Source organism: Paraburkholderia sp. ZP32-5, from assembly GCF_021390495.1.
Classification (GTDB): Bacteria; Pseudomonadota; Gammaproteobacteria; order Burkholderiales; family Burkholderiaceae; genus Paraburkholderia.
The window spans coordinates 222,396-237,275 of sequence record NZ_JAJEJP010000003.1; the positions used below are offsets into that span (position 1 = coordinate 222,396).

The 14,880-nt window shown below is 59.8% G+C and carries 13 protein-coding genes; 5 read left to right on the top strand and 8 right to left on the bottom strand.

All coding sequences use genetic code 11. From position 1 onward, the window contains the following. Positions 1-12: 12 nt before the first annotated feature. The 7 genes from L0U82_RS33675 to L0U82_RS33700 all read right to left on the bottom strand — a co-directional run bounded on the left by L0U82_RS33675 (position 13) and on the right by L0U82_RS33700 (position 6,532). Positions 13-390 carry an RcnB family protein gene (locus L0U82_RS33675; RefSeq protein WP_233837947.1) on the bottom strand — a complete coding sequence of 126 codons (378 nt, stop codon included), beginning with the start codon at positions 388-390 and terminating at the stop codon, positions 13-15. A gap of 375 nt (positions 391-765) precedes the next feature. Further along, positions 766-2,025 carry an arginine deiminase gene (arcA, locus tag L0U82_RS33680; protein ID WP_233837955.1) on the bottom strand — a complete coding sequence of 420 codons (1,260 nt, stop codon included), beginning with the start codon at positions 2,023-2,025 and terminating at the stop codon, positions 766-768. A 50-nt stretch (positions 2,026-2,075) separates the two neighbouring features. Beyond that, positions 2,076-3,497, bottom strand: coding sequence for a basic amino acid/polyamine antiporter (locus tag L0U82_RS33685; RefSeq protein ID WP_233837957.1), 1,422 nt, complete (start codon positions 3,495-3,497; stop codon positions 2,076-2,078). A gap of 474 nt (positions 3,498-3,971) precedes the next feature. Continuing rightward, positions 3,972-5,297 carry an ATP-binding protein gene (locus L0U82_RS33690; RefSeq protein ID WP_233837959.1) on the bottom strand — a complete coding sequence of 442 codons (1,326 nt, stop codon included), beginning with the start codon at positions 5,295-5,297 and terminating at the stop codon, positions 3,972-3,974. Then, the gene (locus L0U82_RS33695; protein ID WP_233837961.1) at positions 5,294-6,034 is read right to left on the bottom strand and encodes a response regulator; all 741 of its coding nucleotides are present in this window, start codon (positions 6,032-6,034) and stop codon (positions 5,294-5,296) included. The genes L0U82_RS33690 and L0U82_RS33695 overlap by 4 nt, the downstream gene beginning before the upstream one ends. Positions 6,035-6,041: 7 nt before the next feature. Further along, entirely contained in the window at positions 6,042-6,164 is a 123-nt protein-coding gene (locus L0U82_RS39800) for a hypothetical protein (RefSeq protein ID WP_267929912.1), read from the bottom strand. Continuing rightward, on the bottom strand, positions 6,161-6,532 hold the full coding sequence (locus L0U82_RS33700) for a GFA family protein (RefSeq protein ID WP_233837963.1): 372 nt from the start codon (positions 6,530-6,532) through the stop codon (positions 6,161-6,163). The genes L0U82_RS39800 and L0U82_RS33700 overlap by 4 nt, the downstream gene beginning before the upstream one ends. 150 nt (positions 6,533-6,682) lie before the next feature. Here L0U82_RS33700 and L0U82_RS39805 point away from each other — a divergent pair, with 150 nt between their 5' ends. The 3 genes from L0U82_RS39805 to L0U82_RS33710 all read left to right on the top strand — a co-directional run bounded on the left by L0U82_RS39805 (position 6,683) and on the right by L0U82_RS33710 (position 9,588). Further along, a complete protein-coding gene (locus L0U82_RS39805; RefSeq protein ID WP_267929913.1) occupies positions 6,683-6,808 on the top strand; it encodes a hypothetical protein in 126 nt (41 codons plus the stop codon). Between the two features lie 234 nt (positions 6,809-7,042). Continuing rightward, positions 7,043-8,086, top strand: a complete 1,044-nt coding sequence (locus tag L0U82_RS33705; RefSeq protein ID WP_233837966.1) for a patatin-like phospholipase family protein — start codon at positions 7,043-7,045, stop codon at positions 8,084-8,086. 2 nt (positions 8,087-8,088) lie between these two features. Then, positions 8,089-9,588 (top strand): GntP family permease, encoded by a 1,500-nt coding sequence (locus L0U82_RS33710; RefSeq protein ID WP_233837967.1) that lies wholly within the window; start codon positions 8,089-8,091, stop codon positions 9,586-9,588. A 27-nt stretch (positions 9,589-9,615) separates the two neighbouring features. Here L0U82_RS33710 and L0U82_RS33715 read toward each other — a convergent pair whose 3' ends face one another. After that, complete coding sequence (locus L0U82_RS33715) at positions 9,616-11,019, bottom strand: replication initiation protein (RefSeq protein ID WP_233837968.1); 1,404 nt, start codon at positions 11,017-11,019, stop codon at positions 9,616-9,618. A gap of 1,060 nt (positions 11,020-12,079) precedes the next feature. On the opposite strand from L0U82_RS33715, the gene L0U82_RS33720 reads away from it, so the two are divergent. Then, positions 12,080-13,291 carry a ParA family protein gene (locus tag L0U82_RS33720; RefSeq protein ID WP_233837969.1) on the top strand — a complete coding sequence of 404 codons (1,212 nt, stop codon included), beginning with the start codon at positions 12,080-12,082 and terminating at the stop codon, positions 13,289-13,291. Next, positions 13,288-14,262, top strand: coding sequence for a ParB/RepB/Spo0J family partition protein (locus tag L0U82_RS33725; RefSeq protein WP_233837970.1), 975 nt, complete (start codon positions 13,288-13,290; stop codon positions 14,260-14,262). The genes L0U82_RS33720 and L0U82_RS33725 overlap by 4 nt, the downstream gene beginning before the upstream one ends. Positions 14,263-14,880 lie beyond the last annotated feature (618 nt).

Consider the following 14,880-nt stretch of genomic DNA (forward strand, 5'->3'; position numbering starts at 1 on the left):
TCGCGCGCAAAATCATTGCGTGCCGCTGACGATATTCGAAATAGTCCAGTTGCCGCTCGACACGAGCACATAGTCGCCGTTAATCCCTAGCCACTGATGCCCGCGCGGTGGCGCATTCAGACCATGCCCGCGCCAGTCGTCCAGCATGAAATTGTGGTTACGGTATTCGGCGGGAACGCGCTGGCCTTTATGCCAGTCGCGATGCGGAATGGATGGCATCACCTGCTGACGGCCGTCGCTGACCATCGCACCACCGCTTGCGTCGGGTGGCGGCCCCGCCGCAATGGCGAGTAGAGAAATACCGGAAAAGGACAAGGCAACGAGCGGCGCAATGATGCGTTTGTTCATGGTCGAACCTCCCTGCGGTGGAAGAAAAGTCAGGGTCTTCACGTAAAGTGATCGTTCAACTGCTCGCACAATCCATTGATTCGGCGTTCGCTACGGCCGATTGCTGATATATCGGATGCAATGCTCAAAATCGCGCTAAATAAAATACGAAAATCCGCGCGGTTCTCGAAGTCGATAAAAGTATAGTAAAAGGATTTTCGACTTCAAGCCGGTGCGGCGGACCCAACGGCGCGCGACGTCACCCGACGGAACGTCAATCTATTCGCCGATTTGGAAGAGTGGCGGCAGCCTGCAAATCGCCGCCGCTCAATGGATGGAATCGCTCACTTTACGAGCCGACGCCCGCCCGCTCGCAAGCTCAGGTCAGCTCAGCGAGCGGACGGCGTCGTTAGCCGTTCCGGTTGTGCGCCGGATTGATCAATAGTCGACCGCATCGCGGATGATCGGACACGTCATGCAGTGACCGCCACCACGCCCACGTCCGAGTTCGGCACCCACGATCGTGATCACCTCGATGCCCTGCTTGCGCAGCAATGTGTTCGTATAAGTGTTGCGGTCGTATGCATAGACCACGCCAGGCGACGCGCACACGAGGTTCGCACCGCTATCCCACTGCGTGCGCTCGCGCTGATAGTCGCTGCCGCCCGCCTCGACCACGCGCAACGTCTTCAGGCCCAGCGCTTCGGCGACGACATCGGTGAACGGCTTGTTTTCCGCATGCAGTTCGACGCCGCTCGGATGACTGCTCGGCCGGTACGAGAACGTGCGCGTCTTCGCCATGAAGTCGGGCGCGACCAGCACGCAGTCGCGGTCGGCGAATGTGAACACGGTGTCGAGGTGCATCGCCGCGCGAATCTTCGGCATCGCCGCGACGATCACCCGCTCGGCCGCGCCCTTCTGGAACAGCGTCGCCGCCAGCTGGCTGATGGCCTGACGCGACGTGCGCTCGCTCATGCCGATCAACACGACGCCCTTGCCGATCGGCATCACGTCGCCGCCTTCGAGCGTCGCGAGCCCGTGATCCTGGGTCGGGTCACCCCACCACACGGTGACCTTGCCCGCGAAGTCCGGATGAAACTTGTAGATCGCGGTGGTCAGGATCGTCTCTTCGTGCCGCGCGGGCCAGTACAGCGCATTGAGCGTGACGCCGCCGTAGATCCAGCAGGTCGTGTCGCGCGTGTACAGCGTGTTCGGTAACGGCGGTAGCAGATACTCGGTGCCGCCCGCGGCCTGCTTCGCGACTTCCAGCGCCTTGCCGCCATGCGCCTCCGGAAAGTCGTGCGTCGACAGGCCGCCAATCAGCGTTTCGGCCAGTTTGCGATTGTCGAGCCCTTCCAGATAGCTTCTCAATTCATCGATGAAGCCGAGACCGACCTGGTTCGGCACCACCTGGTTGTCGAGAATCCACTTCTTGCCTTCCGGTACCGCGACCGTTTCGGCCAGCAGGTTGTGCATCTCCACCACATCGACGCCACGGTCGCGCATCTTGGTGACGAAGTCGAAATGATCGCGTTTCGCGTTTTCGACCCATAGCACGTCGTCGAACAGCAGTTCATCGCAATTGCTCGGGGTAAGACGCTGATGCGCGAGCCCTGGCGCGCACACCATCACCTTGCGCAATTGGCCGACTTCGGAATAGACCCCCAAACCACCCGCTTTCGCGTCTGTATTCGCCATGATGCTCTCCTGGATGCCAGTGTTGACCAGCTGTGTTCAAGCGAATGTCATCAGATCGTGATCATTCCGGCCGCAAGACCATAAATGCCCACGATCGCGCCAATGGCGACGACGATAAAGATGATCCAGTCGGATGCAATGAAGACGCCCTTGTTCTGCTCGCGCCGAGCCCACACGTACAGCGCCGTTCCGGGCGTGTACAGCACCGCGGACAACAGAATGAATTTCAGGCCGCCCGCCCAGATCATGAAGACGGTATAGATCACGGCGATGGTCGCCATGATGAGGTCGCGCCGGCGTTCTTCGGGACGCACGTCGTAACCCTCGCCGCGATTCGAGATGATGAAGCCGTATGCCGCGACGAACAGATACGGAATCAGCGACATCGCACTGGTGAGATTGAGCATCAGCGCGAACGCGTCGCTGGAGAAGTACGTGCTGATGACCAGCAGCTGCACGACGATGTTGGTCAGCCACAGCGCGTTGGCCGGCACCTTGTTGGCATTTTCGCGCGCGAACACGGACGGCATGTCTCTCGTTCTCGCCGCCGTGAACAATACTTCCGAGCAAATCAACGACCACGCGAGATAAGCGCCCAGCACCGACACGAGCAGTCCCACGCTGACGAAAATCGCGCCCCAGTGACCGACCACCGACTCGAGCACCGCGGCCATCGAAGGCTGCCGCATGCCCGCGACATCCGCGCGCTGCAGCACCGCATACGGCAGCATCGACACGAGCACCATCAGCACGGTCACGACGATAAAACCGAGGATCGTGGCCTGACCGACATGCGCGCGTTCTTTGGCATAGCGGGAATAGACGCTCGCCCCTTCGATGCCGATGAACACGAACACCGTGACCAGCATCGTCGCGCGCACCTGCTCGAAGATATTGCCCTCGAGGCCGCCGCCGTACAGGTTTGCCCGGAACAGATCCATCCTGAAGCCGAAGATCAGGATCAGGATAAACACGAGAATCGGAATGACCTTGGCCACCGTCACGATGCTATTGATGAACGCCGCCTGCTGCACGCCCTTCAGAATCATGAAATGGAACAGCCAGATGCCGCACGACGCGGCGATGATGGCTACCGCCGTATTGCCCTCGCCAAATACCGGAAAAAATGCACCGAGCGTCGACTTGATCAGCACCCAGTAAGAGACATTGCCGATACAACTGCTGATCCAGTAACCGAATGCGGACAGAAAGCCAGGGTAATCGCCGAAACCGGCTTTTGCATAGGCAAACACGCCGGCGTCCAGTTCGGGCTTTCGCTCCGCCAGCGCCTGAAACACGCGTGCCAGCATATACATGCCGGTGCCGGCAATCAGCCAGGCAATGATGGCGCCCAAAGGACCGGTGGCGTTGGCGAAAGTGCGTGGCAAGGAAAAAATCCCCGCTCCGACCATGCCGCCCACCACCATACCGGTGAGCTGCATTTTCGACATTTTCTGTGGAGTAGACGCCATTCGGATTCCTTTTTTAGTTACCTTTTTAACGGGCTAAATCAGATTCGAACGAAACGTGTCTCGCAGCCAATCATGACCTGACCGGCCACATTACTCTGCAACTACCACCTGAAAAGAATGGTCCGTCCGTTGGCGTTTGTCAATTGACCGGTAGAACAACTACAGTCTTCTCAACACGCATGCGGATTGTTAATTGATGCGCGACTGGCACCAGACGATGTGCTTTTGACAATTGGATCGCCACTTCTCAATTGCACATTGGGTCGAATGAGTGAGTTCGCAAAATCGACGATAGAGATCACATGGAACGCTCCCATATGCGATAAACGTGAAAAAGCCAAATGCTATTTTTGGCTTTTTCAGTACTCGCACTGTATTAACCAGCGGGGAGGTGTGGATGTGCGGAATACAGAAGATCGCAATGCCGATGTGAATTCGGCTCGCCATCACGCGAGCCGATAACTGCAACGACCGCTACGACTCGCGCAGTTTTCTCAATGTCAGCCGCGCTTCGAGGCCGCCGTCCGTGCGGTTGTGCAGCGTAAGCGTCGCGTCCATTGCCAGCGCGAGTTGCCGGGCGATCGCGAGCCCGAGGCCGGTGCCGCCCGTCTGACGATTACGCGAGCCTTCCAGCCGGTAGAACGGCTCGAACACCGTCTCCAACGCTTCGGCCGGAATGCCGGGACCTCGGTCGAGCACCGACACGGTCGCCTCGCCATCGTGCGGCGCGCTGATGTCGATCCGCGCGGCGCCGCCGAACTTCAACGCGTTATCGACCAGATTGCCGACGATGCGACGCAGCGCTTGCGGACGCAGCATCAGCGAATGATCGAAGCGGCCGTGCAACGCGACATCCTGACCGGCATCGACGTAATCGCAGACCAGGCTGTCGAACAGCGCATCGGGATCGATACGGCGCGGCACCTCGGTCGTGCCATGCATCGTGCGCGCGTAGGTCACGCCCTCCTTGACCAGCGCCTCCATCTCCTGCAGATCCTGGCGTAGCTTCGCGGCTTCCGCTTCGTTGTCCATCGTGTCGACACGCAGGCGCATGCGCGTAATCGGCGTTTGCAGATCGTGCGAGATCGCCGCGAGGATCTGCATGCGTTCGGTCATGTACGTGGCGATCCGGTCCTGCATCGCGTTGAACGCGCGCGCGGCGCGCGCGACTTCGGACGGACCTGCCTCGGGCAGACGCTCCGCCTTCAGATCGGGGCCCAACGTATCGGCCGCGAGCGCGAGTTGTTTCAGCGGACGTGTCGCGAGCCGCACCGCGAACCAGCAGCACGCAGCCAGCACGATCAGTTGCAGCGTCAACACGAGTGGCAGCCAGCGCGACAGCGGCGCGCCGGACATCGGGCTCATGTCGATGGTCAAGGGCATACCATCGCTCAGTTTCAGATGCACCTGCAGGCGTTCGGTATCGCCGGGTACCGCATTCACGGTCAGCGGATAACGCTTGCCAATGCCCTCGGTGACCGATCTCGCGACGCGCGCCGACAGGTCTGCGTCGACCGGCAGACCGGGCGTGCCGGGACCCAGCACGAACTCGTAGCTGCGCCGCGCAAGACGCGGCAACCACTGCGCGCGCTCATCGGGCGGCAGATGGTCGAGCAGCGCGACCGAGCTGACGACCTCGCGTTCGATATAGCCCATCATCACGTTGGTCATCGTCTGGTCGCGCTCGGTCATCGTCAGCCAGAACGACAGTGTTTGCGCGAGCGCAAGCCCGATGAAAAGAATCACCGCGAGCCGCGTGAACAGCGTGCGCGGCCAATGCAGCCACGAAGACCAGTTCATTGCGGCTCTCCGGTCGCCGTTACTGTCGCCGAGAACACATAGCCTTCGCTGCGCAGCGTCTTGATGTAACGCGGCTCGCGCGCGCCGTCGCGCAGCCGTTGACGCAGCCGGCTCACCATCAGATCGATCGAGCGGTCGAACGGATCGGCCTGACGGCCCTGCGTCAGGTTGAGCAACTGGTCGCGCGTGAGCACCCGCTGCGGATGATCGAGAAACACGCGCAGCAGACGATACTCGGCCCCGCTCAAAGCAACCATCGTGCCGTCCGCATCGAGCAGATGACGCGCGGTGGTGTCGAGCCGCCATTCGCCGAAGCACAGCATCTGCGCCGATTCGTTCACCTGCATGCCGGGCGGCAGCATGCGCGCGCGACGCAGCACCGAACGGATGCGCGCCAGCAGCTCGCGCGCGGCGAACGGTTTGGACAGGTAATCGTCAGCGCCCATTTCGAGGCCGACGATACGATCGGCTTCCTCGTTGCGCGCGGTCAGCATCAGAACCGGCACCGTGCGGAATTTGCCGGCGCGCAGCTCGCGGCACAACTCGAGGCCGTCTTCGCCGGGCAGCATCAGGTCGAGCACGATCAGATCAGGCGCGCCGTTGTCGAGCGCGGCGCGCATCTGCCGGCCATTGGCCGCGAGCGACACGCGCATGCCGTTCTTTTCGAGGTAGCCGGCAAGCAGTTCGCGAATGCCGCGATCGTCATCGACGATCAGTACATGGTCGGGGTTTTCCATCGGAGAATTATCGCTTGCGGCGTTTGAGCTGCACACCGCTCGCCTGAATCAGCGAGCACTGCAGCGGATGCGCGAGTTCGGCCGCGAGGCCGCCGGCCACGAACGCGACGATGGCAAGGAGGCGTCTCATGCATCCGCCAGCACCGAAAGGCTCGCGCCGTCGGCCACGCTGGCTTCGAGCACATACGGGTCGACACCGTCGAGGCAGCCGATATTGACGCGCCACAACTGCGGATCCTTACGGGTCTGATGAAACGGATAGATGCCGCAATGTTTGCAGAAGTAGTGCTTCGCGACCTTCGTATTGAACTGGTAGAGCGTGAGCGCATCTTCGCCGCTCAGAATCTTCAGTTCGCTAGCGGGAAAGAGCGGCGTCATCAGCGCGCCCTTGCGGCGGCACAGGCTGCAATTGCAGCGGCCCGCGGGAACGACTTCGGTGCGCACTTCGAATCTGACGGCCCCGCAGTGACAGGATCCTTGCAGCAGGTCGGTGCTCATGATGCTCTCCGTGATTTGACGATGCCTGCTTTATAGCGTGGCCCACTGCGGGAATTATGCCGTAATGTATCCGGAAGCTGGGACGATACATAACATTGCAATAATCCATACGAATTAGCGAAGCCACGGGGATTGGATATAAGCAGCGGAATGAGCGAAATCATTTTCCATCCATTATTTTTTGACTTCGTCGTGACCGGTCGGCACGTTATTGCCCCGCATTTTGTCGATGTTGCGCCGCATCGCCAAGCACAACGGCAACGCGCCAGCAAGTGAACAATTGTCGAATCCGCTAATGGCGCTCCGGCGTTGCGGACGCGGCGGAATAAGCTTGACTTTTATAGACCCCCCACTTTCAATACGAATGGTGCAGTGCGGCGTTTCGCATTTGAAACGCGCTGTTCGTCACGCACGGTCAAACGTTCAAAGCGCATTTAGTCGACGGTTCATTCGTCCGCCGTTCATTCGGCGCCGGCTCGCGATCGGAGCACTCCTCATAACGGAGTCGTCTTGGCTGCAACGAACAATCAATCGGGTCAGCGCGCGCTTGCCCGCATCGACCTCGCGCTACAGGGCGGCGGCTCGCACGGTGCTTTTACATGGGGCGTGCTCGACCGTTTGCTGGAAGAGCCGTGGCTGCAAATCGAAGGCATTTCGGGCACCTCGGCAGGCGCAATGAATGCGGCCGTGATGGTCAGCGGTTATCAGATCGACGGAGCCGCCGGCGCGCGAGCCGCGCTCGAAGCGTTCTGGCGACGCGTATCGGAGGCGGCGGTCTTCAGTCCGTTTCGCCGCAGCCCGTTCGATGTGCTGATGGGCCGCTGGACACTCGACTATTCGCCGATGTTCCTCGCGATGGATCTCGCCGCGCGCATGTTCTCTCCATACGACCTCAATCCGCGCGGCGTTCATCCACTACAGAAAATTCTCGACGAATCGATCGACTTCGCGCATCTGCGCGACGCGCCGATCAAGCTCTTCATCACCGCGACGCGTGTGCGCACCGGTCAGGCGCGCGTGTTCCGCAATGCCGATCTGTCGGCGAACGTGCTGCTCGCGTCCGGCTGTCTGCCGACGCTGTTCCAGGCGGTGCAGATCGACGGCGAGGACTACTGGGACGGCGGCTACGCCGGCAATCCGACGATCACGCCGCTGGTGCGCGAATGCACGTCGAGCGACACGCTGCTGATTCAGGTCAATCCGATCGAGCGCGATGAAACGCCGCGTACCGCGCGCGACATCATCAGCCGCCTCAACGAGGTCGCGTTCAACGCGCCATTGCTGAAAGAGCTGCGCATGATCGCGCTGCTGCGCCGCGCGGCGGACGCCGGCAGCGACGAAGGCCGTCATTGGGCAGAGATGCGCATCCATCGCATTGCCAGCGACGTAATGACGGAACTCGGCTATTCGTCGAAGCTGAACGCAGAGTGGAGCTTCCTGACGATGCTGCGCGACGAGGGCCGGCGCGCCGCGGAAACCTTCCTCACCGAGCACGGCGACGCAATTGGCGTGCGGTGTTCGCTCGATCTCGACGCGTTGCTCGACGGAGTCTGACCATGGAAGTCATCACCCTGTCTCCGCTCGCGGCGGGTCTCGGGCTGTTCGGCATGCTCGCGAGTCTCGCGTTCCTGATCGGCTTCGCGTATCGCGGCTGGACCGTGCTGCTACTCGCGCCGTTCGCCGCGATGCTGGCCGCCGCGATTTCCGGTGAGCCCATTCTCGCGCACTGGACCCAGACCTTCATGCTGAGCGCCGCGCGTTTTCTCGCGCAGTTCTTCCCGCTGTTTCTGCTCGGCGCGTTGTTCGGCAAGCTGATGGAAGACAGCGGCTCGGTCAAGGCCATCGCAGCCTATATGACGGAGAAGCTCGGCGCGCATCGGGCGATCCTCGCCGTGGTGATCGGTGGCGCGCTCGTCACGTATGGCGGCGTCAGCCTGTTCGTCGCGTTCTTCGTGATCGCGCCGATGGCGACCGCCCTCTTCCAGGCCGCCAATATCCCGCGCCGTCTGATGCCGGCCGCGATCGCGCTCGGCACATCGACGTTCACGATGTCCGCATTGCCGGGCACGCCGGCGATCCAGAACGCGATCCCGATGCCGTTCTTCGGTACCACGCCTTTTGCGGCACCGGGGCTCGGCATCATCGCGAGTATCGTGATGATCGCGTTCGGGCTCTGGTGGCTGTCGTTGCAGCAGTCGCGCGCGAAGGCAGCTAATGAAGGGTTTGACGGTTTCGATACGGCAACGAAACCTGCCGCCAGATCCGCGGCAGACGCCAACCTCGTGCGCGAACGCGCAACGGTATCGCAAAGCTTCGACCCGCAGGAAGTCCAGCACGGCCATATCAGCGAGGATTTGCCGTCGTTCGGTGTCGCGATGACACCGCTCGTACTCGTCGTGCTGACGAACTTCGTGATGAACGTGATCGTGTTGCCGCGCCTCGACGCCGACTATCTCGCCGATGTGCGCTGGGGCGAGACATCGCTTGCGGCGGTCGGTGGCGTGTGGGGCGTGTGCGTCGCACTGACGGTGGCGATCATCGCGCTCGTGCTGCTCAACCGGCGTCGCTTGCCAGCGTTGCGCGAGACGATCGATGCGGGCGCGAATGCATCGGTGCTGCCGGTGCTGAGCGTCGGCAGCCTGGTCGGCTATGGCGCGGTGATCGCGGCACTGCCCGCGTTCGCGATCGTGCGCGAATGGGTGCTCGGCATCGGCGGCGGCCCGCTCGTTTCGCTTGCGGTTGCAACCAACCTGCTGGCGGCACTGACCGGCTCGGCATCCGGCGGCCTGACCATCGCACTCGATGCGCTCGGCAGCACCTATCTGCAGCTGGCGAGCCAATACGGTATCGACCCGGCATTGCTGCATCGGGTTGCCGTGATCTCGTCGGGTACGCTCGACAGCCTGCCGCACAACGGCGCGGTCGTGACGCTGCTGGCGGTGTGCGGCTCGACGCACCGCGAGAGCTATCGCGACATCGTGATCGTCGGGATTCTCGGCGCGCTGCTGGCGCTGGTGGTCGTGATCGTGCTGGGATCGATCGTCGGGTCGTTCTAGTTCAGCGCGATTTTTCAGGCCGATGTTTTAGGCCGATGCCCGAGCCGCATTCATCCGGCCGAAAACGAACTGGCCCAGGTACCAGACCAGTTCGGTATTCGCAAGGATCACGTCTTCCGTCACCGTGGACGGTTCGAGCTTCATACGGCGCAGCATCAGCTTGCCCTCACGCGACGTCGTCCATGCATGCATCAGCTCGCGACGCGTCTTCGCATCGGCCGCGCTGAAGTGATCGCGTCCCTGGCGCGAATCGTCGTTCATGCGCGCGCGCACTTCTTCTTCGCGCGTAGCGATGCTGCGCGCGACGGTCGTTCTCGTTTCGGTTTTGACCGCCTGCTCTTCCGCCTCGTCGGCCAGCAGCTTGGCCTGCACGTCGACCATCGTGCGTTCGGCGTCGGACATTTTCCAGTTATCGCGCAGCGCGCGCATCAGATAGCCGGCCGGGCTCTTCTTGACCTGACCGCGTTGGATTCTGAAACGCGTGTATTCGACAGCCTGCTGGATGCGTTCGTCGGTCCACACGTCGCGACTCTCTGAGATCTCGGTGAACTGCTTGGTCGACAGGCCGAATTCGTCGGTAAGGATCTTGTACAGATGGCTCGCGTCCGCGAGACTCGCGAGCACGGCGTCGGCCGTGTCCTTGCGTTTGAGCAGAAAGCGGATGCGGTCGATTTTCTTCGACGTGGTCGACGCGGTCCGTGTCTCGTACGACAGCTCGATGTCCGATACGTCGTTGATCTCACGAACCGCCGGCTCGAGCCAGTCGCGCTTGAAGTATTTGAAGATCGCGGCGTTCGCGCCCATTTTGCCGGGCCAGTTGCGCATCTCGTCGAGTTGGATCCAGTCCGTGCGGCCTGCGGGCACATTCGGCAGAACCTTGTCATAGATCGCGCGCGCGAGGCTGCGCGTGAACGCGGTGGAAATGCGCAGGCTCAGCCAGTGCGATTTCTGCGGATCCCGAATGTGCGGAACGAGTCGCGGATGCACGTCGAAACGCATGCGCCCGCGATGAAAGCCCACCATACCGATCAGTTGAACCTGCACCCATAGATCGTTCTCGTTCGGGTCACGGTCCACCGGCGTGTTGGTCACGCGGACTTTCGCGTTCTGCGCTTCGTCGGCAATCGTGCGCAGATGCTTCAGATTGCGGCTGTCGTAGCGCATCAGCCACTTGAAGTAATTGAGCTCGACGTCGTACTGATCGCGCTGCTCCGGTTCCTGCGCGACGATGAAGTAGGCAGCGTCGAGGAAGCGCCGCGCGGGCAGCCCCATGTTGACGATTTCGGTGAAGAAGTCGTTGCGCTGATAGCCGATCTCCCGATTGGCTTCGTTGATGCGCAACCCCTGGTCGAACATGTCTTCGAACAGAGCGAGTGCCATCTGGCGCGACGTCGCCTTTGACTTGACCTCTTCCGGATTGTCCGTCGACATGTTGTTTGCCCGCTTTTTCGTTCCCGGGACTCTAAGCACGCGGTGGTGAGCTGTCAACACACAGAACCTCACCATCGATGATCGTACCGACAGCCAGGCAGTTGGCGCGCCGGTCGCGCACATTAAACCTCACCGAAGACACAACCAACCTCACCTGTTAGCGGGCTCGATGCCAAGCGAAGCGGCGCGCCACAGTGCTTTCGGCGGAGTTTATCGCTCGCTGCACAACGTACCTCACCTTCCTGGTTCGAGGCGGCCGTCGCACACATCGGATCTCACCTTGTTGGGGAATCAGCCTCACCTTTCTGCACAGTCAACCGCACCTGAGCGCACAGGCAACCTCACCTTTGACACAAGCGACCTCACCTTTCCCGCATTAACTTGTTGAATCTATTGAGGGTTGAGATTTGCTGTTGGTTTGTGGGTTTGTTCTCGGTTTAAAAAAACGAACCAACCCGGTTTGGCAACAAAAAGACGTGAGTGATGACGCGGCGCAGCATGGTGAGGTCGATTGTGCGATTCGGGGTTGAGTGAGATGGGTTGATCGAATGGTGAGGTTGGTTGTGCTTGTGGGCGGATGAGTAGCCGAAGCTACGCGTGCGCGACGCGAGATGTTGGGCTTTAGGATGCCGCTAAGCGCTGGTTTTCCGTTTGTAGGTGAGGTTTGTTGTGCTGAAGTCGGCTGTGCGCTGCCGCTCGTCGGTGAGATTCGCCATGGCGCGCCGGTTGACTACCTCAAGGTGAGGTTGTTTGTGTTCCGTCGAGATATTTCGGCGAATGTGGAAATGAGAAAATGCACAAGCGACCTCACCGACTGCTGATTTTTTGAGCAAGATCTAGCCCTCAATACGGATCCGGAGCGGGATGGTGAGGTCATTTGTGCCAGCCGAGGCGGTCATAATTTGTGTTAATGCGCTTTTAGGCGCCGATGTGGGCGTAAAATCGGGGACAAGAGTCGCTAATTCTTGAAAAAATCAGCGTGAAAACAGTAATTTAAAAAGCTATTTTCAAGTATTTCCTGTATTCTGAGGTTTCTGGAATTTTATGGATAAACCTCAGAATGGTCAGAACGAGCCAACTCCCCGCCGTAGACCGAACCGTTCACTTCGAACAGATCAGCCAGTTCGCGGAAAAAGTCACGATTTTTACTAATGAGTTGCGTGACACGATTCTGGCTCCGCGTCCACGAAAGACGGCCCCTGTTTTCAAGACGGGGGAGATTGCCGAGATGTGCAATGTCTCCCATTCCCAGGTTCAATATCTCGCGACCAAGGGCGACGGCGAATTGCCGTCGGGCACCGCGGCCGGCACGGGCCGCACTCGCACATTCACGTTGGAAGAAGCGCGTATCTGGGTACAGAAAATTTCTGATATCTACCAGACTCCGCTTGTTACCCGTCTGAAGGAGCCGGACGGGAAAATCATCATTACAGCTCAACTCAAAGGCGGGTCGGCCAAGACGACCACGACCATGTGCCTTGCCCAAGGTCTCTCGTTGCGCGGCCGCAAGGTATTGGTTGTCGATCTTGATCCGCAGGCTTCGCTTTCGGAGTTGTGCGGGCTGTACGCGGAAAAAGATGTGTCGCCAGAAGATACGGTGCTGCCCTACGTTTATGACCAGAACATCGAAGGTGGGCTGGAAGGCCGGGTACAGTCGACGTACTGGGATGGTATCGATGTAATTCCCGCCCACACGGAATTGATCGGCGCTGAGTTTCATCTGCCAGCCATGCAGAAAGTCAAGCCGGGTTTCCGCTTCTGGACGGTATTGCGGGAAGGCCTCGAACCGCTGCGAAAGAAGTACGACTATATTCTGATGGATACCTCGCCGTCGCTGTCGTATCTCAATCTGAACGCACTGATGGCCGCGGATGCCATGGTGATGCCGATGGTCCCCGAGAACCTGGACTTCATCAGCTCGCTGTCGTTCTGGCGACTCTTTTCGGACGTATCGAAGAGCTTCATCAAATACGAGAAGGACAAGAAATACGACTTCGTGTCGCTGGTGCTGTCGCGAGTCGACTACGGGCGTAATTCGTCGGCGCCGATCGTGCGCGCCTGGGCCCAAAGCGCGTACGAGAACTGGCTGCATTCAATCGAGGTGCCGGCCAGCTCGGTGATGAGCACCGGTGCGTTGGCATTCTCGACGGTTTTCGACATCAGTAGCAATCACACCGCAGCCAAGTCGCTACAACGCGTACGGCAACCTCTCGTCGACTACTGTCGCTGGATTGACGAGATCTATTCGGAAAAATGGAGGAACGCGCAATGAGCAATATGCGAGAACAATTGCTGGCCAAGACATCCGGCATTCGCAAGACTTCCTCCATCAACGAGGACGAAGTGAAGCGCAGTAATCGCACCCAGACGGCGCCGGGGCTTGCCGGCGCACTGGCCGTCGCGCAACTTCGGGTTCAGGAATTGGAGTCGACGGGCATCGCGTCGCAACTGCCGGTGGCGGGAATTTTGCCGAACCCCTGGCAGCCGCGCCGCGTGTTCAACGAAGCCAAGCTCGCGGAACTCGCCGAATCGATTCGTGAGGTTGGGCTGATGCAGCCGATCGTCGTACGGCGTGTCGCGGACGATTATCAGATCGTCGCTGGCGAACGCCGTTGGCGCGCGCACAAAATGCTCGACCTCGATACGATCAAGGCGGTCGTTGCGGATTGCTCCGATTCCGACATGGCAGTTCTGGCGATGGTCGAAAACATCAGCCGGGATGACCTGACAGATTACGAGATCGGCGTGTCGATTCGCCGGTCAGAGGCGGAATTCCCGAACCGCAAGCGGCTGGCGGAAGCAATGGGCTTGTCCCGCGCCGGTCTTTACCAGTTCCTGTCGTTCGATAATCTGCCAGATTTCATCAAGAGTGATCTTGATATTCAACCGCGACTTTTGGGGGGTACCGCCGCGCAGGCGATTGCCGCGGCGATCAAGAAACACGGTGACGATGGCGTCAAGGCTGCCCGCGAGATTTGGCCGCTTCTCGTAAAAGGCGAGATGGATCAAGGCAAGGTAGCTGCTGCTATTAGTGCGCTGGCGACCAGGCAAGAGACTCCGGCAGGGACCGGTGGCCGTAGCATTGAGAAGTTTTTTGCAGGGCGGGAGCACGCTGGCAGTATCACGAAGGACATCAGCAACTTCACCATCAAAATTAAAACTGGCGTGATTACCGAAGCTCAGGAAGTCCAGATCCGGCAACTTATTGGACAGATGTTTCAGTCGCAGCCTAAGACGAGTTGATTGGTTGGTGGTCTGGATGGGAAGCCCGCTTTGAGCGGGCTTTTTTTATTGGCGTTGAAATTGTGTGTGGGTGAAGGGTGGGTTTTTGAGTGAAGGGCAAGTGTCTAGAGTCTAGACAGGTGGGAGTGTCTAGACTCTAGACACTCATTGTTGGAGGGATGTGTGTGCGGTCTACGGATGTGGGGCGTGAAGTTGATGGTTTCTGATCGTGGGCAAAATCCAACGGGAGGACTCGCCGCAGTGGTTCGTCTTTGCTATCAAAATTGAAGCTGACCGTGCTATTGGCCTGCTGTTCGATCACGCTCCGTAAGCGGATGGCGTCTGAATTACCTACAGCGACACTCCGGTGTCAGGGACGTGAATTCAATGCCGCCGCCGCGCTTCTGCGACCGAGACGGCAATCGACAGCGCTGAATAGGCCAAGGTGCAAACACATGTGAGCTTGGTTGCAAGTCAGCGCGCAATTGGCAGAGTCCTGTTTCTCCATGCGATGTCACACGTCGACGAATATGTTGTCGCCCTGCTTCCGTGCCAGCTCAACTATGGAGGGCGCCAGAACATCTCGTATTGGCTTTCGGGGGAGTCGAATCGAATGTCCGACATGAGGTTGCGACAGGG

Excerpts from the sequence above, each read along its gene's own strand:
- arcA (WP_233837955.1), bottom strand. The coding sequence starts at position 2,025 with ATGGCGAATACAGACGCGAAAGCGGGTGGTTTGGGGGTCTATTCCGAA.
- L0U82_RS33685 (WP_233837957.1), bottom strand. The coding sequence starts at position 3,497 with ATGGCGTCTACTCCACAGAAAATGTCGAAAATGCAGCTCACCGGTATG.
- L0U82_RS33690 (WP_233837959.1), bottom strand. The coding sequence starts at position 5,297 with ATGAACTGGTCTTCGTGGCTGCATTGGCCGCGCACGCTGTTCACGCGG.
- L0U82_RS33695 (WP_233837961.1), bottom strand. The coding sequence starts at position 6,034 with ATGGAAAACCCCGACCATGTACTGATCGTCGATGACGATCGCGGCATT.
- L0U82_RS39800 (WP_267929912.1), bottom strand. The coding sequence starts at position 6,164 with ATGAGACGCCTCCTTGCCATCGTCGCGTTCGTGGCCGGCGGCCTCGCG.
- L0U82_RS33700 (WP_233837963.1), bottom strand. The coding sequence starts at position 6,532 with ATGAGCACCGACCTGCTGCAAGGATCCTGTCACTGCGGGGCCGTCAGA.
- L0U82_RS39805 (WP_267929913.1), top strand. The coding sequence starts at position 6,683 with ATGAGCGAAATCATTTTCCATCCATTATTTTTTGACTTCGTCGTGACC.
- L0U82_RS33710 (WP_233837967.1), top strand. The coding sequence starts at position 8,089 with ATGGAAGTCATCACCCTGTCTCCGCTCGCGGCGGGTCTCGGGCTGTTC.
- L0U82_RS33715 (WP_233837968.1), bottom strand. The coding sequence starts at position 11,019 with ATGTCGACGGACAATCCGGAAGAGGTCAAGTCAAAGGCGACGTCGCGC.
- L0U82_RS33720 (WP_233837969.1), top strand. The coding sequence starts at position 12,080 with ATGGTCAGAACGAGCCAACTCCCCGCCGTAGACCGAACCGTTCACTTC.
- L0U82_RS33725 (WP_233837970.1), top strand. The coding sequence starts at position 13,288 with ATGAGCAATATGCGAGAACAATTGCTGGCCAAGACATCCGGCATTCGC.